This is a genomic window from Alphaproteobacteria bacterium (assembly GCA_025800285.1).
Classification (GTDB): domain Bacteria; phylum Pseudomonadota; class Alphaproteobacteria; order JAOXRX01; family JAOXRX01; genus JAOXRX01.
Window position 1 is genome coordinate 14,821 of record JAOXRX010000102.1, and the last position, 25,054, is coordinate 39,874.

Below are 25,054 nucleotides of genomic sequence, written 5' to 3' on the forward strand. Positions count from 1 at the left end.
AATGAAATTTAGTATAAGTTGGTTAAAAAAGCATTTAGATACTACTGCAACTCCAGAAGAGTTAGCAGAAGCTCTAAATACAATTATAGGATTAGAAGTTGAAGAGATAGAAAATCAGGGTGATTTTCTTAAAGATTTTGTTATAGCGAAAGTTGAAACATGTGAGTCTCATCCAGATTCTGATCATTTGAATGTGTTATCAGTTAATAACGGTTCAGAAGAAAATCTGCAAGTTGTTTGTGGTGCTCCAAATGTAAAAGCTGGAATGTGGGGAGTTTTCGCTGGCTCAGGAGTTTATGTTCCTGGTATTGATTTTACTTTGTCTCAAGTTAAAATTCGTGGAGTTGAGTCAAATGGGATGATGTGTTCAGAGAAAGAACTATGTTTATCAGATAATCATGAGGGTATTATTGAGCTAAAAGGCAATGATTTTGTTGCGGGTCAGTCTTTCGTGGAAAGGTTTAATCTAGATGATGCTGTTATTGATGTGGAAATTACTCCTAATCGCGGAGATTGTTGTGGTGTTCGTGGTATGGCAAGAGAATTTGCTGCCGCAGGATTCGGAACTCTAAAACCATTAAAGATAAAAGAAGTGAATGCAACATTAGAAAACCCAATATCTGTTACTATAGAAAATGAGAAAGATTGTTCTCTGTTTGTTGGGAGATATATAAAAGGTGTTAAAAATGTTAAATCTCCAGAAGATATGCTTAAATCTTTAAGATCAGTAGGAGTTAAAACAATATCAAGCTTAGTTGATGTTACTAATTACTCATGTTTTGATGTGTGTCGTCCTCTTCATGTTTTTGATGCAGATAAAATCACAGGGAACTTAGTCGTTCGTCGTGCAAAAGATGGAGAAAAAATGCTAGGTCTTGATGATAATGAATATGAATTAGATTCTAATATGATTGTTATCGCTGATGATAAAGGTCCTCAATCTATTGCGGGTGTGATGGGTGGTAAGGATACTGCTGTAGATAAAAATACTCAAAATGTTTATGTTGAGTTAGCTTTCTTCGATGCAGATTCTATTGCTTATGCAGGTAGAAATACAGGCATCCAATCAGATGCAAGATATAGATTTGAAAGAGAACTGGATAAAGGTTTTGCTAAAGAGGGTATGGATTATGCTACAAACATGATTTTAGATATTTGCGGTGGTGAGGCTTCTGAAATTTTTGTTGCAGGTAATATAGATGTAGAACCAAAAGTTATAAATTACTCTACAGAGTCTTGTAAAACTTTAGGTGGTATTGATATTTCTAAAGAAAGGCAAAAAGAAATTCTAGAAAATCTAGAGTTTGGAGTAAAAGAAAATGGAAATCAATTTGAAATAACTGTTCCTACATGGAGAAACGATATTGGAGATGCTGGTGATGCAGACTTTGTTGAAGAAGTTCTGAGAATCTATGGTTATGCAAATATACCGTCAATTCCTCTTCCAAGAGAAGAAGGTGTTACATCTGCAAAAGTTAGTGATAAAAAGCAAAAAGAAATAACAGCTAGAAGAGTTCTTGCTTCTCTAGGTCTATCAGAAGCAGTTACATTTACTTTTGTTAGTGATAAATTAGCAAATTTATTCGGTGGTGTTAAAGATTCTGATAAAATTGTTAACCCTCTATCTTCAGAACATGGTGTGCTAAGACCAAATAATTTAGTTAATTTATTAAGTTCTGTAGCAGCTAACTCTGCTAGAGGGTCTTCTAATTTAAGAATGTTTGAAATTGGTTCTGTATTCAGAAAAGAGAATGAAGAACAAACAAATGAAATTGCTGGTCTTATTTCTGGGCTTACTCATAATAAACATTGGTTAGAAGATAACAGAGAAGTAGATGTTTTCGATATTAAAGAAACTTTATTAGAGCTAATGAAAAACATAGGAGCTCCAACTGGTCAATTGAGAAATGGTGCTCTAGAATACTATCACCCAGGAAGAAGCGGAACACTTGCATTAGGTAAATTCCCAATAGCTTACTTTGGAGAAATTCATCCTAAAGTTTTAGAAGCTTTTGGTATAAAACAAAGAGTGGTTGCTTTTGAGCTTTTACTAGATAATATTCCTGCTGCTAAGAAAAAGAAAGGTACTGCTAAGTCTAAATTAGATATGTCTAACTTGCAGGCTACATTTAGAGATTTTGCTTTCATATTAGATAGGGATATTCCTGCAGAAAAATTAATACAATCAGTGAAAAAAGCAGATAAGTTAATCGAAGATGTAGAGATATTTGATGTTTACGAAGGTGATAACTTAGGAGATAATAAAAAATCTTTAGCTATTAAAGTTAAAATTCAACCTAAAGAGAAAACTCTAACAGATAAAGATTTGGATTTAATATCTAGTGCAATTGTGATTAATGTTACAAAGCAAACACAAGGTCAACTAAGAAAATAGATTTTAATTAAATTTTATTTTTACAAAAAAGCCCCCTCAAGTACTACTATGTACTATACGGGGGCTTTTTCATAATCTAAAATTTTTTAAAATCTATTTATTTGATATATTTCAATTCTTGCTAATATTTTTCGCTCAAAAATAATTCACCTAAAATAACCTTAAAATCTATTTTTTACTTTTTGTTGTCATTCTGATGAGCGGAGCGAAGAAGAATCTTTTCATGCTTGTGTAATGTTAATTAATATCCAGTAACACAAAGAGATTCTTCACTGCCACATAAATGTGTCCGTTCAGAATGACAGGCTGGGGAAATGATATCGTCATTTTGAGCGACTATAAGGAGTCGAAAAATCTTTTCATGCCTGTGGAATATTAATTTACATCCAGTAGCACAATGAGATTTTTCACTACCACATAAATGTGTCCGTTCAGAATGTGGGGATAAGTAATGACGGGGCGGGAAGAGCGGAAGCAAATTGAGAAAAGGAGAGTTTATATAGCTGGTGACGATGGGTTTCTAAGAGCAAAAAAGAAAAAATATTAAGATAATTAGCAAAGTTAATAATTAAAATTTATTATATTAAATATTTGATTGAAAAGCTTGTTTTTTTATGGTATTATTCATGTATATCTTTCGCATAAAAAGGAGGGCTATATGCCAGATAAGTTAGATGGTTTTATTCTTAAAGAACTAAAAAAATCGTTTAAAAAATATTTAGATAAAAAAGATGTTTCTGTTGCTAAATCAGAAATAAAGCATATAGGTATCTCTTTCAGAGATAGTAAAAATTTAGGTTTTGCTTTTAAATTGTTAGAATTGCATCCAAAGCATGTTGCTAAAGTTTTAGAATTTACCATTGCTGGAGGAGCTAAGTTTGATAACGGTAGAAACAAAGGCTTTGCTTTAGATCTTATAGATAAGCAGACTTAAATAATGTTTATGATAAAGACCCTATAGGTGTGTCTAGATGTTTATTAGAGTTGATGATAGCTTTAACTTGTGAAGGGAAACTATCTCTAATTGATGACTCTAATGATGATGTAATCAAATGTTTAGAGAGCTACTGCCCTCCTAAAAGATTTAAAGATTTATTTGATAAAGAGCTAAGTAGTGTTAGAAATAATCAAGAGTCAATAAAAAGAGAAAAATCCTTAATTAATATTTTCTCAGGATTAGAAGAGGCTTTCCCAGATAAAAAAGTTTTCTCTAATGGCAAGAACAGTATGTTAGCAATAGGTATTGTTAATTATTGTGCTAATGACGGCAATAGCAAGGTTGACAAAAAAGTTTTAGGTAAATTAACAGATTTCTTTATTTCAAGAGGTATGGATCTTTCGTTAGATAAAAATAATGAGGTTTTAGTTACTATTAAAAACTCTTGCAAAAAAGAGCAAAGAGTACTTGTTAGTAGATTGTTAAATGATAGAATAAATAAAGCAGTTAAGCTTAATGATGAATCTGGAGATAAGATTAATCAAAATACTCTTATAGATAAGTTTAATAAGAGAGAGAAATTGAAATCTAGTAAAAAAGAACAAAATAAAGCTAATCAGCCAAAAAATTCGTAATGTTAATTTAAAGTTTTGCGAGGATTATAAGCATCTCTAATTGCTTCAGCAGAAAAAGTTATTAATGAAAGTATGATTGCTAAAGATAGGAATGCAGAAATTCCTAACCATGGAGCATGTAAATTATTTTTACCTTGTTGTAACATTTCTCCTAACGAAGCACTACCAACTGGTAATCCAAATCCTAAAAAATCTAAGCTTGTTAATGTAGTTATTGAGCCAACAAATATAAATGGCATAAATGACATCGCTGATATTAAAGCATTTGGTAATATATGCTTAAACATTATAGTAAAGTTGCTTGCTCCAATTACACGAGCAGCTTTAACATAGTCCAGCTCTCTACATCTTAGAAATTCTGCTCTAACAACTCCTACAAGTTTCATCCAAGAGAATAATAACATGAGTAATAATAAACTCCAGAAACTAGGAGTAATTAAGCTAGACATTATTATCAATAAATATAAAACAGGCATGCCAGACCACATCTCTATGAATCTTTGGAATATTAAATCTGTTAGCCCGCCAAAGTAGCCTTGAATAGCTCCAGAAAATATACCTATTATTGAGGATAGTATTGTTAAAACTAAGCCAAATAAAATAGATATTCTAAATCCGTATATTAATCTAGCTAGAACATCTCTGCCTTGATCATCAGTCCCTAGCCAATGCTTTGTGTCTGGAGGTGTTGGTGCCGGTGCAGATAAATCATAATTTATTGTATCATAAGAGTAAGGTATGATAGGAGTTATCATCCAGCCATTATTATTAATGTTATCGAGTATATACTGATCTTTATAATCTGCTTCAAGTTCAAAATCTCCTCCAAAAGTAGTTTCGTTATAGGAGTTATGAATTGGAAAGTAGAAGTTGTTTTGATAGTAGATAATTATGGGCTTATCATTTGCGATAACTTCTGCAAAAAGACATATAACAAAAATGAATAAGAAAATAATAGAAGAATAGAAACCTCTCTTATGAGATTTTAAAAGTTTCCATCTTCTTTTATTTAATTCATTCATACCTTAACTTTCTCTGTTTATCTCGCTCTCAAAGCTTTCTTTGTTTGAAGCAATATAAGGTAAATCACTTTCTGCTATATAGTTAGTTTGTTTTCTAGCTATTGTTAGTTCAGGAAGCTTTTCAGATATGTTATCTATGTCTCCAAATTCATTTTTATTTATTCGTAGGAATTTATCTACACAAGGATCAGCCTTCATTGAAGCAACACCTGTTTCGCTATCGACAAAAGAGTTCATCTTAATCACTATATTGTCTCCATCTGGAGCAAGAAACTCTACTTCATCGCCAGCACGAATTGCATTTTTAACTTTTACAATTGCATCATCACCATCCCATTTTACAATATACATAGCATACTGATAATTGCCTAAAGATCTGCTTGTTTCATATTGCTGAGCACTATCATAAACTCTGCCATTATGGAACCCTAAAGTATATCCTCTTGTTTGTAGAGTATATAGCTCATCCATGTATTTTGTGTAATCCCAGTTTTCAGGGTCTTTCTCCCAAGCATCTATGGCTTTTCTATATGTTCTAGCTACTATTCCCGCATAGTACTCTGACTTGTTTCGCCCTTCAATTTTTAGAGAATCAATTCCTGCTTCTAAATACTGATTTAAAACTGGCATCAAGCATAAATCTTTAGAGAACATAATGTATGCTCCTTTTTCAGATTCTTCTATTGGGATGAAATCACCAGGTCTTTTTTCTTCTTCCATTAAGAATTCAAAAAGATCTTTGTTTTCTTCTGTTATATCTATCGGCTTAATAGAACCATCTTTTAACTTCATGTGAAGTTTGTACTCCCATCGACAAGTATGAGCACACATTCCTTTGTTTGCAGGACGACTTGCTAAGAAATTTGATAGCAAGCATCTTCCAGAGTAAGACATGCACATTGCTCCATGAACAAAACATTCAATTTTCATATTCGGAAGCTTTTCTTTAACCACTTTTATATCTTTAAATGGAGTTTCTCTCGCCATAACACATAACGATGCTCCTTGATTCTCCCAAAATTTAACTCCCATCCAAGAGTTTATATTTGCTTGAGTTGAAACATGTAGCTCTAGCTCTGGAGCATTATCTTTTACATATTGGAATATCGCAGGATCTGCAATAATAACACCATCAGGTTTAACGGTTCTTATTGTTTCTATGAAAATAGGTAGCTTTTTCACATCAGAGTTAGTCGCAAAAAGGTTTAGAGTTAAGTAAACTCTTTTTCCCTTTGAATGAGCATATTTTACTCCTTCGATTACATCTTCAAGGGGCATTTTAGAGTGTGCTCTAAGAGACATATCTGGAGTGCCTAAGTAAACAGCATCTGCTCCGTATAAAATGGCAGTTTTCAATCTTTGTAAAGAGCCCGCAGGCATTAACAATTCTGAGTTCATTGTTCTTCCTTATCTAAATTAGTTTTCTTGTGAAAATAGGTATAGCATGATTATTGCAAAAGTTCAATTAATTATTTGCTTTTAGATTTTTTTTATGCAACAATCTGACCATTGAATAAGAAAGGGTTTTTTATGAAAAAAATTACAGTTTTTATCTTAGCGGTTTTAATCTCAATTAATAGTTCATTTGCTCAAGAGAAAAAAGGATTTTCTTTTGCTGATTTAGAATATAATACATTTTTTGAGACAGCTCCAAATCCAGAGGATGTAAGAGTTCTAAAAAGTTTTATAGAGCAGGGATTAAAGTTTATTTATTTAGGAGAGAAAAATAGTGTGGATAACTGGCTTTCTGTAAAAGGGAATACAGTGCAATTATTTTCTACAACTTTGGACGGTAAGGGCTTAATAATTGGTAGTGTTTATGATGAAAATGGAGACAACTCTAATCTTGAAAATATAAAAAAATTCTTTCCAAAAATCGGAGAGACAATGTATATCTTTTCTCAAAAAATGGTGAAAGATTCTATATCGTCAGAAATAGAAAGCTTTAAACAAAAAAATCAAGAATTATTACAACAAATTCAATCTAAAGAGGAGAAAAAGAGTTCTGTTATAAAGAGTGAGATTTGGGCATCTCTTGAAAACACATATTACATAGAGCAGGGTGATGTTAATGCTCCTATAGTTTATTTCTTCTCTGATCTTTTGTGCGGGCATTGTAAAGCTTTATACAGTAAGTTAGATTCATATATAAATGCAGGAAGAATAAGAGTAAGGTATATTCCAGTAGGGATTTTATCAGAGCAATCAGTTATAAGTGCTTTAGGGTTGTTCTCTACGAAAAATCCTAGTGATGCTTGGAAAAAATATAATGAAACACAGGATAACTCTTTATTAACTGTTGATACAACAGATGCCGCAATCAGCAAGCTAAAAAGAAATGTAGAAACATTCGATAAGTGGAACTTAAGAGGAACTCCAAGTTTGTTTTACAAAAATGTTAGTGGTGAAGTTAAATTTGTATATGGGCAACCTGATAATATAGAGGACTTTATATATGATCTTGGAAAATAAATCTAATATACCTTTAACAAAAATAATAACATTTAATGATGTTTTATTTCCTTTAATATTCGCTATATCTAAAAAAACAGGTATTGCAAATACAAAAGAAACTTGTGATGTTGAAGCTATACTATTAGCTAAACTAGTTGAGAATACTCTGGGGCTTTCGAAAAAGTATATACAGGAAAACAACTTAGATAATTATTATGATAAAAAGCTTAAAGCTATATCTAATATAAGTAAGATAGTGGCGGCTAATTATAGTCATAATCAAAGTTTACTTTCTGATGATGTTGATTTATCAAATGTGTCACTTGATGGGGATGTACAAGTTGTTCAATATAATAATGAGAATGAATTTAAGGACAAAGTTTTTGAGGTTATGTCTGATATTGTTAATGTTGTAAACAGATTTAATTTTGCTTTAGAAGAAGAGAGAATAATATCTGGGGTGAAAACTCAGATAATTAAATATGCAAATGATATTTTTTTAGATGTTGAAAAAGATAAGTTAGAAGAAAGCTATTTTAATCATTTATATTTAGATGTAATAAAAAATTTAACAGAGTTATTTAGTGTTTGTTACTATAGTGAAATTGATGCGGTTTTGTCAGTACCTTTAGATAAAAGAGAAGACTTTATTCATAGACATTTAGTTGAGACAAGAGATTCTGTGGAAAAAGCTCTTGATGCTTTCTATAGCAGAACTAGCATAATTATGAACATGAGTAAAGATGTGAAAATCTTCTTAGAAAATAAAATAAAAGAGGCTTAATAAATGGTAGCATCTCAATTAATAATGAGTTGTATTATTTCTTCAGCAGCTGCCTATAACATTCCGTCATCAGCTATATATGCAATTATGGAAGCAGAAGGTGGAAAGACTGGACAACTAAGCAAGAACTCAAATGGATCGTATGATTTAGGCTTAATGCAGATAAATACTTTATGGTTGCCTGAGCTTGCAAAACACTGGGGAATAACAGAAACTGAAGCCGCATATGTATTGGTTAATGATACTTGTGCAAATATAAATGTTGCATCTTGGATATTGAAAAAAAAGATAAATGAAGCAAACGGCTCTATGCTAAAAGGCATATCCTATTATCATTCTAGAACTCCTAAACACGGCATAAAATATGCCAAAAGAATACTAAATATTATGAAAGCAAATAATTTATTAAGATAGTATTTCTCTTATTTCTTTTATATGTGCATTATAGTTCTTAGAAGAAGAGCTTGAATAATTAAGATTCTTAAATAAAGATGTTAACTTAGTAAACACTTTTCTTACTTCCTCTTTTGTTTCTAAGTTAAAATCATGCTTGTAAATATCATAGATAAGATTTAGCATTTCTTTTTGTCTCTCTATTGGAACAGAGACATCAACATCATCAAAAGCATCCTGTTGTAAGTAAGCCATATCTAAAATTGTTCCTTTTTGCAAGATTATGAAATCTTCTAGAGATACTCCTTCTTCACCAGTTACTTGCATCATTTCATAAACTCTAGCAGATTTTTCTAAAGATTCTTCAAGCTCATTTACTTTTTTGTTCCAACCTTTTTCAAGATTGTTTTCAAAGTAATCGTGTAATTGTTCTCTATACCTTGACCAAGAAATTAGAGGATCAATTGCAGGATAAAATCTCTTGTAAGCTCTGTCGTAAGAAAGCCCTAGAAATGTTTTAACTGTTCCTAGTGTAGATTGAGTTACTGGTTCTTCAAAGTTTCCTCCAGCAGGAGAAACTGTTCCAACCATTGTTAAGGAACCTGTGCCAGCATTACCTTCTATAACTCCGGCTCTTTCATAAACTCCTTTTATAGATGAATCAAGATATGCAGGAAAGGCTTCTTCTCCAGGAATTTCTTCGAGTCTTCCTGATGTTTCTCTTAAAGCTTGAGCCCACCTAGAAGTTGAATCAGCAATTAGAAGTACATCTAATCCCATTTGACGATAGTACTCACCTATTGTCATTCCTGTATAAATAGATGACTCACGAGAAGCAACAGGCATAGAAGAAGTGTTACAAATTATTATTGTTCTATCCATTAAACTTCCTCCTGTTTTAGGGTCAACCATTTCAGGAAATTCTGTGATTGTTTCTACTACTTCACCAGCTCTTTCTCCACAAGCTACAACTATAACTATGTCAACAGAGGCATATCTTGATAATAGAGATTGTAAAACAGTTTTACCTGCTCCAAATGGTCCCGGTATGCAAGCGGTTCCTCCTTTTGCTATAGGGAAGAATGTATCAATAACTCTTGTTGTAGTTGTCAATAACTCTGAAGGGTATAGTCTTTTTACTGTTTTGTTTCTTAACATTTTCTGAGGAATTGGCTTTCTAATAGGCCAATTTTGTGCAAGAGTTAAATCTCTTTTATTCCCAGAAGAATCTTTTATCTTAGCTATAGGTTCATCAAGTTTGAATGATCCGTTTTTTATAGAGATAATTTCTACTTCAACGTTCTCTGAAAATGGTATCATTATTTTGTGATCAATGTTAATTTCTTTAACTGTTCCTATAACATCACCAGCTTTTAGCTTAGCTCCTTTTTCAACAGAGCTTTTAAAACTCCATTTCTTATTTGGATTTAAAGGTTCTACATAGTCTCCTCTTGGTAAAAAGAATCCGTGTTTGTTTGCTAATATTTCTAGAGGGTTTTGTAGCCCATCAAATACCTGACCTAAAAGTCCTGGCCCTAGAGTAACAGAAAGCATCTCACGAGATAATTCAATATCATCGCCAATTTTTACACCTTTAGTATCTTCATAAACTTGAATGTCTGCAGTTTTACCTTTTACTCTTAAAACCTCTGCTTTTAATTTATTTTCTCCAAGCTTAACGAATACAACTTCGTTTTTCATTATGTCTTGATTCTCAATTTTTATTTTTAAGATGTTTTCTTGTATTCTTATAACTTTAGCTGTTTTTTTATTTGCCATGAATTGCCTCCATTGCTAGTTTGTTAAATTTATCTCTTATATCTTGAGAGTCGCTTGCAATTTTCCATCTCTCAATTATGTTTCTTCTTATTGCATATATTAATATGAAATCAATATCAAAATAATGATCTTGTGAAATCTTATCACAGAATTTCCACATTAATTTTAATATTTGTTTTTCAAGTTCTAAAGCAGAGTGCTCTTGCATTAAATAATCAAATCCTGCTAATTCTTTACTTAAGTGTTTTATTCCAAAATCAGTTTTATTCCAGTTGTTTTGTATTTTAAACTTATATTTTGATAATCTCCATAAATCTTCATTTTTAGGAGGCTCTTTTTGCCCATTAATTCTTTTCCTTATTAATCCCAGTAAAAATCTTTTTTCTATTGTTGCGGTGATTATTTTTGCAAAGGTTTGATTGTCATACTTTTGTAATAGATCTAAAGATTTGTTTTTAAAAGCTTTGTCTGTTTCACTATCCATAGAGTGTTTTTCCCAAATAACAAAGTTCTCTAGGTCTTGCACCATTTTGAAATCTTCTCGGCTTAAGTCTTTTATATGTTTATTAAAGTTCAATCTAGACATGTGAGAAAAATCAGAGTTTATCTTCCCTTGTAATAGGGGAAGAGATGTAACAATTTGATAATAATCCTTCTTTTTTTTCATATCTATTTCCTTTTAATTTTTCTTAAAATTATTTTAAGTAAAAATATTTAATCTTCAATTATTTCTCTATATATAGGTAATAAGTTATCTAATAATAAGTCAGAAATTGCTTCGTCAGATAAGTCTATTTCTATACCTTTTTTTGTTTCTTTCACAACTATGCCAGTTTTATCGGGTGAACAGAAATACTTTAATTCGACTCCTTCTTTCAACATAGTTTTTGTTATGCCGTAAAGAGATAACTTCACTTTTTCTTCATCTTTTACAGGATCTAATAAAAGAATTTCTGTTTGTTTAGATGCATTCTCCACTATTTTTATAATCATCTCTTTAATAAGCTTTTTGTCTGACAAGGCTTCTTTTGTTTGCTTTTCTAATTGTTGGATAAAAGATTCTTCAAGAGCACTTCTAAGCTCAAGAGCAGAATCTCTAAAAGCAGATTTTATAGATTCTTTAGCGGATTTTTCAATCTTATTTGCTTTTTTCTCAGATTTAGATAATATTTTTTTAGCTTCAGCTTCAGCATTTTTAACTATTTCTTTTGCCTTTTCTTCAGCTTTTTTTATAATTTCATTTGCCTTGTATTTACCTTCATCAATACCTTTTTTGCGAAGCCTCTTGATAAATTCATTAACACCTGCTTCACGAGGTATATCTGATTTAGTCTGTTTTTTATTCTTAGTTACCATTTTATTTCCCTCTTAATTTAAAACAGCTGGAATGTTTCCTATTAAAACTAATGCAAATACAAAAGCAAATACAGAGAAACCTTCAACTATTGCTGCTGGAGCAATTGAAATACCAAAAATTTCTGGTTTGTTTTTTGCTGCATTTATTGCAGAGGCACAACACTCACCTTGTTTTATTGAAGTAATGAAAAGAGCAATCCCTGCAAACAACCCTACTACAAATAAGGCAATTGCATTATTTGTATCTACACCTTTTGCCATCAATTGTAGCATAATTACAATACCGTAAATTGTTTGAGAAGATGGCATAGCTGCAACCCCAACAAATTTACCATATCCATTTTCTGCCTCCATCATTGCTCCGCATGCTGCTTGCCCTGCTTTTGTACAGGCAATTGCTGATCCGATAGCTCCTAATCCGATAGCAGAGTAAATTCCTAACCATCCTAATCCTGTTATAATTTGATCCATTTTTTGACCTCCATTTTTTTAAATGCATTAAACGGATAACCTTCATCCGAAATGCTCCAGTTGAAAAATTCTATTACATTAAGGCGAAGTCCATGAACAACTCCACTCATAATTCCTAGCCCAAAGTTTATTGCATGACCTAAGATTAATATAATGAAAGCCATTACATAACCTAGAGTCGGCATAGCATCAATCACTTGAATTGAAAGTTGATTGAATGTTATTCCTAATGATGCACTGGCCAATCCCAGAGCAAATATTCTTAAATAGCTTAATACATCTCCAAAAGCTGTAGATATCTTTGTAAGACCTAATAATCCATCGATGATTCTTTTAAATATATTTTTTGATTCGCTAGAGAATAAAAATACCATTATTAAGCCTCCTGTTAAAAGGTTTGGTGCTATTGTCCCAAATATATTATTAATTTTCTCTCCCATCATAATCATGGGGATATACATAATTCCTGATATTGTTACAAAAGCCCAACCTAGACGACTTAAAGCAAATAGTGATTTTCTATGTCTCCATGCTCTGATTAAATTTGCTATACATACATGGACAACACCAATATAAATAGAGACTTTCATCATGGCATTTATATTATTAATATCTACAGTTTTAAATTTTCTAGCTAAATCAGCTATTATGTTATTACCTGTTGGTTCTGCTCCGAAATAGCTCCCTATTAGAGCTCCCCATATCATAGAGATAATAACAGTAAACCAGCTTAAAGATCTTACTCTTCGTCCTGATTTAGATTTTTTTAGCTTGCCATTTGATAAAGCTAAAATTAATCCAAGGACACAAGCATAACCAAAATCAGACATAATCATTGCAAAGAATAGAGCAAAAAAGAAGAATAAAGCATTAGATGGATCTAGAGTTCCATAAGCAGGAACAGAGTAAAATTTTACAAGCTCTTCTCCTCCAGACAAGGCTTCTTTATTCCTCAAAAGAGTAGGAGCTTTTTCATTTTCTTTTATGTCTTCAATATAACATGCAATAGCATTTTCATAAGATATGTTTTTTATTAGCTTTACATCACTATTATTAATATAGCCTTTTAAGATAAATAATTCTCCATCATCTTGAGAGTAACTCTCAATCTCAAATCTAAGAGCTTCATTGTTTATGTCATTTAAGCTTTCTGCTAACAAGTATCTATATTTAGTCAGTATAATTCTTCGAGTTCTTATTTCATCAATTTGTTCATTTATATAATCTCTTTCGTTTTCTAAATCTTTTAGGGATCGGTGTCCAAATTGAATATTTTTGCCAGGTATGTCATCTGGCTCTTCTTCAGATAGCACTATAGTATAAGCATTAGCATTTTGCTTTGAAGCAATAAAATAAATGCAATTTTTTGGCATCTTTCTTAAATTGTATATAGGGATTTCATAAAACCAAAATTTGTGATTTTCGATTTCTTCTTTAGGGATGAATTCAAAGTCTCCCCATGGTTCAATGCTTTCTATTTTCTTTTCTACTATTTCTAATTCTTCTAAAAGCTCCTCAGTTTTTGCTCTCATGCTAGATATTTCTGCTATCAACTCTTCGGGGTTAAAGTTTTCATCTTCTTTTAGCATATGTAATTTATCTCTTGCATTTGCAAGGTATTGCAAATCTTTAAAGTTTTCATTTATTTTTGATACAAAAGGAGCTTCTTCAGTGCTAGACTGATGATTCTGATTAATAACATGTATTATGCCTAAGTTTTGTAGCTTGTTTGTAATTTTTTCTGCTTCTTCAGAGAAACCACAGAGAGTAATTTTCTTAAGAGGAACTATTGACATTATGATTCCTCTCTTTCTTTTTCATGCATTGCTTTTGCTATCTTAGAGCGAACAACGGCGGCTCTTTCATCATCTGAAATTGCAATTTTTATTTTCTTAATATTAGTTTGAGCATCAGGGATTAAAACTTTTTCAAATAGGTTTACTCTTTGAGTAACCTTAAGTACAGCTTTTGAAATAACATCTAATCTATCTTTTAAATTTTCAATTTCTTTATAAAGCAATAAATATTTTTTCATGAAATGTATGTAAGAATCAATCCAATGAATTGTATTATAAAAAGAGTATTTCTTAGTTTCAAAAAATATAGATTTTATTTTAGGTAATTTTAGTCCTAATAAGTTTTCTTCTTCTAAATCAAGACTTGAAATTTTAATTAACCCTTCAAGGTAGATGTCTTCATTAGCTATCATCGGAAGAGTTTCTTCTATTTCTCTATAGCTTTTTTGAAATTCTATTTCTTTTAATTTTAACTCTTTTTTAGCTCTGGCTTCTATGCCTTTTAACTGTTGTTGCTTAAGCTCAAGAGATGGTAAAAATTGCTTATAACCTTTCAAAGCAGTTTTCTGCTTTGTTAGGGATGATTTATTTAGAGCAACTTTAGCCATTTTGTAATTTAATTCCTTTTTTATTTTTGAGAAACTCGCCCCATTCTAGTATTAACATATACAAGAAGGGGTTAGTTTCTCAATCTAAAAAAGTTTTAAATCAAAAAATCTTGTATATTAAAATATAACTTACCTTAAAATCTAAAGATTATGAAGGTAAAAATAATTGATAATGCTTGATCCTTTCTTTTGTTCTAATCTTATTTTAGTTTATTATATATCCTGAGAAAAAGAGCTCTCTTCTAAGTCTTCTTCATAAGATGTAAGATTGTCGTCAAGTAATTCTTCTTGTTTATGATTATAGCTCTTTGTTTCTATTCTGTAGTAACTACGATTATGAGCTCCGTGGTTATTGCAAGCACTTGCTGTGTTGTAAGTAAGTATGCAGATTAATATTAAAAATATATGTTTCATTTTTATCTCCTTATTTAATTTCCGTTTTAGGATAGTATTTGTTGATTAAGCTTTCTTTCATTAATAACTCTTCTTGGTTAAAGTGTTGAGCCATTAATTCCCACCCTTTGTCTAAAGATTTTTCTAGTGACATAGCCACATTAACATCCATAAATTTGTTTTTAAAATCTTCTCCAAACTTGATGCATTTTTCATCAAAGTCCGAAAGTTCAAATGCCATCGCTTGTTTCTTTTTAGCCTCTACAGATTCAGCATAAAGTCTAATCATTGTATTCATAACTTGAGAATGATCTTCCCTTGTTGCTTTTCCAATAACATTTTGCTTCAATCTTGATAGAGATCCAAATGGATCAATCATGCCATTATGTAAATAGAATTGTCCTTCTGTTATGTAACCTGTGTTGTCTGGGACAGGGTGAGTAACATCATCTCCTGGCATTGTTGTAACTGATATAATTGTTACAGAGCCAGCACCCTTATAATCGCAAGCTTTTTCATATCTTCTTGCAAGCTGAGAATATAAATCTCCAGTATATCCTCGGTTTGAAGGAATGTGTTCCATAGCAATGCCGACTTCTTTTAGAGCATCAGCATAAGCAGTCATATCAGTCATCAAAACAAGTACTTTTTTATCTTGTTCAACGGCAAACTTTTCTGCTACAGCTAAAGCCATGTCTGGAATTAATAGTCTTTCAACAATTGGGTCAGATGCTTGATTAACATACATAATAGTTCTAGAAGAAACACCTGCATCTTCAAAAGTTTTTTTGAAGAAGTGATAATCGTCAAATATTAAGCCAAGTCCTGCAAATACAACAATGTCTGCATCTGTTTGTATTCCAATTCTAGCTAATAGCTTATTGTAAGGTTCCCCAGCAATAGAGAAAATTGGAATTTTTTGACTTTCAACTAGTGTATTGAAAACATCAATCATTGGAACATCTGTCCTTATCATTTTTTTAGGCATAATTCTCATCATAGGGTTTACAGTAGGACCATCTGTATCAATTGTAGGCTCTTTCTTTAAACTAGGGCCGTTGTCCATTGTTTCACCAGAACCATTAAAAACTCTTCCCAAAATGTTATTAGAATAAATTGTGTTAACTAATTTTCCTAAAAATTTAACACTTGAACTTGTTGATAACCCTGTTCCACCAGAAAACACTTGTAGAGAAACAACATCTTCATATAGTTCAATAACTCTAGCCAGACTTTCTTCTCCATTGTCTTTTTCAACAATAGCAAGCTCTCCATTAGCAACATTTGTTGCACGAACTTTTAATATATCTCCTACTATTGATATTATGTCAGTATGTCTTATTATTTTTTTACTCATTGTAAAGCTCCTATTTTTATAATTATATTTATAATATATTTTTTAATTGAAATGCAATATAAAAAAACACTAGACATAATATAATTATATTTGCTATAAAGTATTTTAAGATTATTATAATTAACAGAGGAAGCTATGTCTAATCTAATTATTACAATTTTAGGAATTGTTTTATTTGTTGTGTTGTCTGTGTCTGGAGTTATGTATGTTGACTCCAGAAGTGTTAGTGTTAGAGAAAATGAGTACTTAGTTAAATCAGGTATAAATCAATTAGTGTCAGATTATCATGTTTATAAGGTTAGAAGAAAAGAGTCTTTACCTGTTAACAATTGGAGCAGTTTTATAGAAGTGCCAAGAACTCCTGCTAACATGAGTTGGTCATATGGTTCTAAACCAGAGGGTATGTATTTCTGTTTGTCAGGAGAAATAAAAGATAGATATTTCTATGAAGATACAATAAAAATATTAGAGGATAGTTTTAACTCTGTGGTAGTTAGCAATACTTGTGGAGAAACCTCTAATAATAAAAACTTTATGTTAGGAGATGCAAAAGCTTATACTGTTTGGGTGGATAGTACTTTTATTTCTGAAGGGTCTGATATAGAGAATAGCAATGTGTATGACTTCCAAGTTAAAATGATAGAAGTGGAGACAGGAAAAGAAATTAAGCTTCATGATAATCTTATTCTTCATAAGGGATATGATTTTTTAATAGATATAGAAATATCAGATTCTAGTGTTAAATCTACAGTTGAGCCAGTTAGTGATTTTGAAGCTGATTTTATATGTTTAGATAATTCTAAGGGATGTAATAATGGATTAAAGAGAAGGCTTAGAGTTAAATCTACATCTTTGTTTATGGATAGGGATTTAATATTAGATTTTGAAAACTCTAAAGGTAAAGTAAGAAAAATAATTCATTTAAAATCTATAGCAGCCTTTCAATGTGATGCTTTGGATCCTCTTGCTAATTTTGATAAAAGTGGAGACTTTTATCTTATAGGAGGAACTCAAGGTTATAAAGTTGATGCAAAACTCCAGCTTTTATGTCTTTCTCAAAATCAAACTCCAGAAGTCTTAAATGCTAAATATAGATTGATGTCAGATATAGACTTTGATATAAAACATAATTTAACAAAAACATATCAAAATGTTCAAGCAGTAGAGAATATAAATCAAACAGAAAGCTACCCATTTATTAAATCTATAAGCTCAACAGTTACCAGCAATGGAGAAGATTGGAATGGCGATGGGGCTATCGATGATATAAATACAGAAGGTTGGATGCCTCTAGGAGATTTTTCTAATGGAAGCAAACAGTTCTCTGGAGAGTTTGATGGAAACAATCATTATATTAAAAATATTTACTCAAAAAGAACAGCGGGATTTCAAGGTTTGTTTGGAGCTACACATACAAATTTTAAAGTTTATGATTTACAGGTTTTAGATTCTTATATAGAAAGCTCTGGTGATCAAATAGGGCTTTTGTCTGGTGAGGCAGATGGTGCAACAATATCTAATTGCTATGTGTCTGGTAATTTAGTTGGAAAAATCTCTAACTATGCGGGTGGGTTAATAGGGCATGTTGATGCTTCTTCAAAAATTTCTAATGTACATGTCCATGCTGATGTAGTTGTAAACTCAAATGCTTCTGCTTATGTGGGAGAGGTAATAGGTAATTTGCTGAATGGGAGTACTTTAAGTCAAGCATCTGCTAACGGAGATGTCTTTGCTAAAGCAAATACTCATGCTTTTGTTGGCGGTTTAGTCGGAGGATTTGCTACTAGTTTATCAAACAGTTATTCACTGGGTAGCGTTTATGGATATGCTTTAAATAATTATGCAATGGTTGGTGGTATATCAGGATGGAATACTCAGAATAATTTAACAATAGATAATTGCTATTCAAAAGCTCATGTCGGAGCATATACTTCTAAAAGCATATCATCTGCTGGTGGACTATATGGCGATGATAATTTAGGGGGGCTTATAATTAACAATAGTTATGCTACAGGTAAAGTTTTAAGTTATAGTGTTGATGGTCCTGCTCGAGCTGGAGGTTTAGCAGGTGGTATGAATGCAACTAACTCTGAGATAAATAATAGTTATGCTTATTGGGAGGTCGCTCCCAATGCTTATAGTGTTAATTCTTCAAAAGCAAATGGCGGTTTAATAGGTGTATCTCCTGCTGTAATAAATAATGCAAATAATATATGTGAGTATGTAAGTGAATCTACCCCAACAAAATGTACTAAAGCTAATATAGCTTATATGCAAAGCTCTATAAAAGCAAATTGGAGCGATGATATTTGGGAGGATTTATCTAATGAGACTCCTAAGTTAGAGTGGGAAGTTAAAGGAGATGTGAATTCAGTATTTTCTTGGGGATGTAATCCTTCTAACCCTTTAGGAGGAATGGAAAAGGAGATTGTAGGGATAGATGAATATTATTTAATAGGGGGCTCTATGGGCTCATCAGCCAGAGCAAAAGAACATCTTTTGTGCTTATCTCAAAATCAAAATTCAGAAGTTCTTAATTCTAATTACAAGTTAACAGCAGATATAACTTTTGACAATGATTTTAGTATTTCTAAAAAATATCAGGATATAAATAACAATATAAGCTCTATAAAAGATGAAAAGCATCCATTCTTACAAAATATAACGGTTACTCTTAGTTCTAATAATGAAGATTGGGACGGTGATAGAGTCATTGATGGTCTTAATACTGAAGGATTTATTCCATTAGGTAACTATGCGGATGATTCTTCAAATCTATTTAAAGGAAAGTTTGAAGGAGGAAATCACTCTATTACTAACTTATATATAAATAGAGATTCAAAGAATTATCAAGGTTTATTTGGAGATATCGTTGGTCCAGGAGAAGTTAAAAACTTAAATATTGTTAATGCATATATTAGAGGTAAAGATTCTATAGGTATTTTGAGTGGAAGATTATATTCTGCAAATGTTAATAATGTTAAAACTGACGGTCATATAAAATCAAGAGGATCTTCAGGTGGTATCATTGGAACAATGGACTCTAATGCAAAAATATCATCAAGTAACTCAGATGTATATATTTATTCCAATGAGGATGCTGATTCTCAATTTATAGGTGGTATTGTGGGCTCATCTTTTAATTCTACTCTGAGCAATAATAAATCTTCAGGTGATTTGCTTGCTATAGGAAGTATTGCAGGTAAATATAATTGGGGAGGTGGAATAACTGGATATTTGAGAAATACAACAGTGGATGGTTGTAGCTCATCGGTTAATGTTTTCTCTGCTAATCCAACCGCGAGTCATGGTTTTGCAGGAGGCATTTCAGGAGGATCTTATGCTTCTTCTAAAATATTAAATAGTAATAGCTCAGGGAATGTAGCTTCAGTTAATAATTATGTTGGAGGAATAATAGGTTACTCCAACTCGTCTAGTATAGAGAACTGCCATGCTACAGGTGATATCGAAGGAAAAATTTATTATGTTGGTGGTTTGGTTGGCTATGCTTATAATACAGTAAATTTCAAAAACAGTTATGCTACAGGTAATGTAACTGGTAATAATAACTATGTGGGAGGAGCCGTAGGTAGAGCTTTTAAATCAAATCTAGAAAATATATATGCAACTGGTAATGTTATTGGTAATGGTTCATATATAGGGGGAATGGCAGGTTCTTTATCAAATGATTCTTCTGCTAGCGATTGTTATGCTGAAGGTAGTGTTAAGAATAATAAAAACTATCATACAGGAGGGTTAATAGGAGGAATATCTAATAATTCTACTGTTAGTGGATGTTACTCTAAAGGGCAGGTTAGTACTGTCAATCATTATGCTGGAGGCTTAATAGGTTATGCCAATGGGTCAACTATTAGCGATTCTTATTCAGAAAGTATTGTTTTAGCTCCAGGCAAAAATTATGTTGGAGGGTTGATAGGTTATGCTAACGGAGCAACTATTAACTCTAGCTATGCTGTTGGTAATGTCTTGGGTGCATATAATGTTGGTGGCTTAATTGGACCAATTAGGGGAAGTACAGTTAAAAATACATATGCAAAAGGTAAGGTTGTTGGATCATCTAGTAATGTTGGTGGTTTAATCGGAGGTTTTGCCGATAGTAATACATTAGAAAACAGTTATGCTATAGGAGATGTTGTTGGAAGTGGTTATAAAAATGGAGCTCTTGTTGGTGGTCTTTATAGTAGTAGTGGTAGTTTGATTATAAAGAAATCATATGCTGTAAATACTAGTTTAACAGCTATAGGAGACAGAGTGTTTGATAAATATAATTATTGCTCTGTTGGAGTTGATAAAGATTGTGATATTACCTATAATCCTTACTCTATAAAAGATGCTTGGGATGATAATATTTGGGAAGACTTGTTCGAGGAGGTTCCTAAACTTGAGTGGCAGGAGGATGGGGATATATCTTCAGGATATGCTTGGTCTTGTAATTCTGCTGATCCTTTGTCTAATATAGATATAGATTCTGGATACTATATGATAGGTGGTATAAAGGGTAATGCTGCATTAGCAAAAAAACAATTAGTATGTTTATCAAATAATCAAAACTATAATGTGTTGTCATCAAACTATAAATTAACAGCAAATATTGATTTTAAAGAAAATCCATCTGAAGAAGACTGGAATGGAGATGATTCTCCTGACGGGTCTTCTACTAATGGATGGAGTCCTATTGGTTATAATAGTAGTAATCGTTTTGTTGGAGCCTTTGATGGACAAGGTCATTATATAAAAAATTTATATATATCTAGTACAGGTGATAACAAGGGTTTATTTGGTCTTGTATCTGGAGCAATAATTAAAGATTTAGGTCTTTCTAATGTTAATATTAAAGGGAGAACTAATATAGGAGCTCTTGCGGGTCATATAACTAAAAGTACTTCTTCTGTTAGTGGAGTTTTAGTTAAAGGATCAATATCTGCAAGAGGTAATAACACAGGAGGGTTAATAGGTAATGTTAACTCTGGAGTAAGTGTTTTAAATAGTTATTCTGTAACAAATATCTCTTCAACAGGAAGTTATATAGGAGGACTTGTTGGTAAGATTTCAAACAATAGTAAAATTATTGATAGCTATTCCTTATCAATAGTAAGTGGGGGCTCTATAGTGGGCGGCTTGTTAGGTGGCTCTGTGGCATCCTCAAGTAGTCAAGCAACTATAACCAATAGTTATGCTTATTGGAGTACTGCTCCAAAAGGTAGTTCTAGAATAGGTGGTTTAGTTGGAAGTTCAGATAATATTCTTTTAAATAATAATTCAGATAAATGTGAGTATGTAGATGAATATACTCCTACTAGTTGCCCTGTTGCAGAGTTAACATATGAATATGGTAAGATTAAAAGTGGTTGGAGTGATGGTGTTTGGGAAAATTTATCAGATTTAACTCCTAAATTAGAGTGGGAAGTAGCCGGGGATATAAAATCTGTTATATCTGGCACATGGTTTTGTGATGCTTTAAATCCCGTATCTAATTTAGAAAGAGATGCTGATGGATATTATTTAATTGGAGGTAGCTTAGGAGATTCTGACTTAGCAAAAAAACAATTTTTATGTTTAAGTAATTATCAAAATAAGGCTTCATTAGAAAATGTATCATATAAGTTAAAAGCGGATATTAACTTTAATGTTAATCCTGCTTTAGAAGACTGGGATGGGGACGGTTCTCCAGATGGTACTAGTGCAGATGGTTGGTTTGCATTTGGTTTTTCTAGTAATGTAAGATTCAAAAATAGTGTTTTTGATGGTGAGGGCAATAAAATAAATAATCTATACATGAACAATTCTTATTCTAATCAAGGATTGTTTGGATATGTTCTTAATTCTACTGTAAAGAATATTGCTTTAGTTAATGCAAATATTACAGCATTAAATAATGTTGGATCCTTAGTTGGTAACCTTAAAGGTTCGATAATAGAAAAAAGTTTTTCTTCAGGAACTATAAAAGGAAATGGAAATAAGGTGGGATCTTTAATTGGTAGAGCTTATGCTAATTCTAAAATATATGACAGCTATTCTTTTGGAATTGTGAGCGGTTCAGTTAGTATAGGAGGATTAATAGGCTCTTTAAAAAATGGAAGCCATGTTTATAACTCATATTCTAAAGCAAAAGTATCAGGTACAAAGAATGTAGCAGGAGTAATAGGTTCTTCTACAGCCAAGACCTCTAATAGAAATAGTGTAACAAATAGCTATTCTTATTGGAGTATAAAGCCTGTTGGTAACAGTAATATCGGAGGGCTTATAGGCAGGACTACAAATACATACATAAATAACCCGTATGATTTATGTGAATATTTAAAAGGTGAATCTCGTAAAATCTGCACTAGTGATAATGTTTTTGATATACATGCTGGCGAAGGAGTTTATTTAGATTTTGATGGTTCTGATGATTATATATCTTTGCCGTTATTTGATCAAAGTTCAATAATTAAAATGAGAGCTACAGGTAAATTTAATTCAATTAATAATAAAACCTATGAGACCATTGTTGCTTCAATTTCGTCCTCAAGTGGGGTTGTAAAGGGTGCTTGGTTGGGGTACAATGGTATAAGCGGTAAGTTTAAAGCTTATATAGGAGATAGTAGCAATTATGTGGAAACATCTTCAACATACTCTTTAAATGGAGTAAATTATTATGATGTAGAAGTTAGAGTTAGTGGCGGTAATTTTGCTATATGGGTAAATGGAGAAAAAAACAGTATTGACAAATCGTTAGAAACAGTTAATAATCCTAATATAACAAGGATTGCCAAAGGAGATGGTGTCTCAGATGATCTAATGGCAGGTAAATTTGCTTTTGTAGAGTTAGAGTCTTCTAATAATCATAAAGTATATTTTGCAAATGAGAATGGAAAGTTTGAGGATTTAAATACAAAATTAGAGTATAATAACTCTGGAAGTGGAAGTTTAACAGTTACTAATTTAGAGGGATGGGACTCTGGTATTTGGAATGATTTGAAAGTTACTCCAACTCCAACTTTGAAAGTAATATATCATTAATGAAAAGGAGAAATTAATGGCTAATTTAATAATAACAATGATGGCTATAGCCTTATTTGTAGTCCTGTCTTTATTTGGAGTTTTTGAAATCAATCCTGATATTGTACATAGTGTTGAAACTGAAGAAATTATTGAATCGGGATTTGTTGATTTAGTTGCTGATTATCATGCTTATAAAATAAATAATAATGATAGTGATCTAAAAGAAGCTAACTGGACTAATTTTATAAATGTTCCTGCCGCACCTATAAACACAGCTTGGTCTTATGGGTCAACACTTAATGGTAATTATTTTTGTTTGTCTGGAGTTATGAATAGCTCTCAAGATTTTAGCAATACAAGCACTTTACTTAAAAGTAATTTTAACACTGTTTTTGTAAATAATAATTGTGGAGCTACAAGTGATGATACAGGCTATATAAATGGAGCTGCAAAAGCCTTTACTATTTGGTTAGATAGTGATTATATCTCTGAGGGTAGTGTTATAAATAATGATAATGTTTATAAATTGTCAGTAGATTTAAAAGATGAAGATAGTGGTTTAAGTATTGCTCATGGAGGAAGTATTTCTTTTTATAAGAATACAGATGTTTTTATTGAAATAGATCTATCTAAAGATGGTGTGGTTGCAAGCCATAGTAATGTAGCTGATACAAATATTGCTTTTGTATGTGCGGATGGTAGCGATGGTTGTAACTCGGGAGCAAATAGAAGAATTAAAATCAATGCTAGTGAAGTTTATGAAAACAGAAAGTTAACATTAACATTTGATTACAATGGCTATTCTTTAGTGAGGGATATATATTTGAGTGCTATTGACTTGGTTAAAGTTACAGAAGAGCATGTTATTAATAATGGCAATTATAGCACACATAATATTTATTATAGTAATTTGCCAGTTAAGTATCAAAATATAATACACTCCTCTTATTTTGCTGGAGGGTATTCGTATAATGTTGTTAATGTATATAATATAAATACAACAAATAAAAACAACATAAAATTGAATTTAGAGAATTTAAGCTTATTACAAATGCCTATGGGGAAAACATATCATGGGTTGCAAGTCCCAACATATGAGGGTTCTGAGGATTGCTTAATTATAAATGGAGCTGGTGGAGCATTATCAGATGTTAATATTCCTAATTATGGTGATAAAACATTTACATATAATACTATAGCTGAGGCTGAAAACATTGAGATAATATATGTAAGTACTAATGATGATTATAGCGATGAGGATATTCATAATGTTTTTTATGTTATCAATATAAATATAATAAAAGATTAATGATAAAGTAACCTTGATTATAATTGATTTAAATTAGTTCTATTATTCTTATTTTTTTCTAGTTATTCTGAACAAAGTGAAGAATCTTTTCATGCTTGTGTAATCTTAATTTACATCCAGTAGCACAAAGAGATTCTTCTTCGCTCTGCTCATCAGAATGACCGACTGGGGAAATGATATTGTCATTTTGAGCGACTATAAGGAGTCGAAAAATCTTTTAACCATGCTATATTATTATATTGTCATTCTTGTAGATGTTAAATAATTCGTGGACAGTTTTCGTTAAATATAAGAAGATGAATTTAACGAAGGAAAGGAACGAATAATGAGCATAAAGTTAAAGAATTCACAAGACGAAAC

The 25,054-nt window shown here is 31.6% G+C and carries 18 protein-coding genes; 8 read left to right on the forward strand and 10 right to left on the reverse strand.

Going from position 1 to position 25,054, the window contains the following annotated elements; genetic code table 11:
- Position 1 precedes the first annotated feature (1 nt).
- From pheT to OIF36_05555, 3 genes are all read left to right on the forward strand, one after another.
- Positions 2 to 2,395 carry a phenylalanine--tRNA ligase subunit beta gene (gene pheT / locus OIF36_05545; GenBank protein MCV6599916.1) on the forward strand — a complete coding sequence of 798 codons (2,394 nt, stop codon included), beginning with the start codon at positions 2 to 4 and terminating at the stop codon, positions 2,393 to 2,395.
- A gap of 658 nt (positions 2,396 to 3,053) precedes the next feature.
- Positions 3,054 to 3,329: a hypothetical protein gene (locus OIF36_05550; GenBank protein ID MCV6599917.1), complete on the forward strand. Its 276-nt coding sequence runs from the start codon at positions 3,054 to 3,056 to the stop codon at positions 3,327 to 3,329.
- Positions 3,330 to 3,358: 29 nt separating this feature from the next.
- Positions 3,359 to 3,967, forward strand: a complete 609-nt coding sequence (locus tag OIF36_05555; protein MCV6599918.1) for a hypothetical protein — start codon at positions 3,359 to 3,361, stop codon at positions 3,965 to 3,967.
- Between the two features lie 2 nt (positions 3,968 to 3,969).
- Here OIF36_05555 and OIF36_05560 read toward each other — a convergent pair whose 3' ends face one another.
- The gene (locus tag OIF36_05560) at positions 3,970 to 4,989 is read right to left on the reverse strand and encodes an ABC transporter permease (protein MCV6599919.1); all 1,020 of its coding nucleotides are present in this window, start codon (positions 4,987 to 4,989) and stop codon (positions 3,970 to 3,972) included.
- Between the two features lie 3 nt (positions 4,990 to 4,992).
- Complete coding sequence (locus tag OIF36_05565) at positions 4,993 to 6,387, reverse strand: U32 family peptidase C-terminal domain-containing protein (GenBank protein MCV6599920.1); 1,395 nt, start codon at positions 6,385 to 6,387, stop codon at positions 4,993 to 4,995.
- A 132-nt stretch (positions 6,388 to 6,519) separates the two neighbouring features.
- Here OIF36_05565 and OIF36_05570 point away from each other — a divergent pair, with 132 nt between their 5' ends.
- Genes OIF36_05570 through OIF36_05580 form a run of 3 tightly spaced genes read left to right on the forward strand, consistent with a single transcriptional unit; the run spans position 6,520 to position 8,641 of the window.
- A complete protein-coding gene (locus OIF36_05570; GenBank protein ID MCV6599921.1) occupies positions 6,520 to 7,461 on the forward strand; it encodes a thioredoxin fold domain-containing protein in 942 nt (313 codons plus the stop codon).
- A complete protein-coding gene (locus tag OIF36_05575; GenBank protein MCV6599922.1) occupies positions 7,445 to 8,227 on the forward strand; it encodes a hypothetical protein in 783 nt (260 codons plus the stop codon). Before OIF36_05570 ends, OIF36_05575 begins: the two co-directional genes overlap by 17 nt.
- A gap of 3 nt (positions 8,228 to 8,230) precedes the next feature.
- A complete protein-coding gene (locus OIF36_05580) occupies positions 8,231 to 8,641 on the forward strand; it encodes a lytic transglycosylase domain-containing protein (GenBank protein ID MCV6599923.1) in 411 nt (136 codons plus the stop codon).
- Here the strand turns inward: OIF36_05580 and OIF36_05585 are convergent.
- From OIF36_05585 to OIF36_05620, 8 genes are all read right to left on the reverse strand, one after another.
- Complete coding sequence (locus OIF36_05585; GenBank protein MCV6599924.1) at positions 8,633 to 10,399, reverse strand: V-type ATP synthase subunit A; 1,767 nt, start codon at positions 10,397 to 10,399, stop codon at positions 8,633 to 8,635. The genes OIF36_05580 and OIF36_05585 overlap by 9 nt on opposite strands.
- The gene (locus OIF36_05590; GenBank protein MCV6599925.1) at positions 10,389 to 11,066 is read right to left on the reverse strand and encodes a DUF2764 domain-containing protein; all 678 of its coding nucleotides are present in this window, start codon (positions 11,064 to 11,066) and stop codon (positions 10,389 to 10,391) included. The genes OIF36_05585 and OIF36_05590 overlap by 11 nt, the downstream gene beginning before the upstream one ends.
- A gap of 47 nt (positions 11,067 to 11,113) precedes the next feature.
- Positions 11,114 to 11,755, reverse strand: coding sequence for a hypothetical protein (locus OIF36_05595; GenBank protein MCV6599926.1), 642 nt, complete (start codon positions 11,753 to 11,755; stop codon positions 11,114 to 11,116).
- A gap of 12 nt (positions 11,756 to 11,767) precedes the next feature.
- Positions 11,768 to 12,226 carry an ATP synthase subunit C gene (locus OIF36_05600; GenBank protein MCV6599927.1) on the reverse strand — a complete coding sequence of 153 codons (459 nt, stop codon included), beginning with the start codon at positions 12,224 to 12,226 and terminating at the stop codon, positions 11,768 to 11,770.
- Positions 12,211 to 14,022: a hypothetical protein gene (locus OIF36_05605; protein ID MCV6599928.1), complete on the reverse strand. Its 1,812-nt coding sequence runs from the start codon at positions 14,020 to 14,022 to the stop codon at positions 12,211 to 12,213. Before OIF36_05605 ends, OIF36_05600 begins: the two co-directional genes overlap by 16 nt.
- On the reverse strand, positions 14,022 to 14,630 hold the full coding sequence (locus OIF36_05610) for a V-type ATP synthase subunit D (GenBank protein ID MCV6599929.1): 609 nt from the start codon (positions 14,628 to 14,630) through the stop codon (positions 14,022 to 14,024). Before OIF36_05610 ends, OIF36_05605 begins: the two co-directional genes overlap by 1 nt.
- 213 nt (positions 14,631 to 14,843) lie before the next feature.
- Positions 14,844 to 15,044: a hypothetical protein gene (locus tag OIF36_05615; GenBank protein ID MCV6599930.1), complete on the reverse strand. Its 201-nt coding sequence runs from the start codon at positions 15,042 to 15,044 to the stop codon at positions 14,844 to 14,846.
- Positions 15,045 to 15,054: 10 nt separating this feature from the next.
- Positions 15,055 to 16,380: a V-type ATP synthase subunit B gene (locus tag OIF36_05620; protein ID MCV6599931.1), complete on the reverse strand. Its 1,326-nt coding sequence runs from the start codon at positions 16,378 to 16,380 to the stop codon at positions 15,055 to 15,057.
- A gap of 135 nt (positions 16,381 to 16,515) precedes the next feature.
- Between OIF36_05620 and OIF36_05625 the strand changes: the two genes are divergently transcribed.
- Together OIF36_05625 and OIF36_05630 are read left to right on the forward strand one after the other, a co-directional pair.
- On the forward strand, positions 16,516 to 23,403 hold the full coding sequence (locus OIF36_05625) for a hypothetical protein (GenBank protein ID MCV6599932.1): 6,888 nt from the start codon (positions 16,516 to 16,518) through the stop codon (positions 23,401 to 23,403).
- 16 nt (positions 23,404 to 23,419) lie between these two features.
- Positions 23,420 to 24,694, forward strand: a complete 1,275-nt coding sequence (locus tag OIF36_05630) for a hypothetical protein (protein MCV6599933.1) — start codon at positions 23,420 to 23,422, stop codon at positions 24,692 to 24,694.
- Positions 24,695 to 25,054 lie beyond the last annotated feature (360 nt).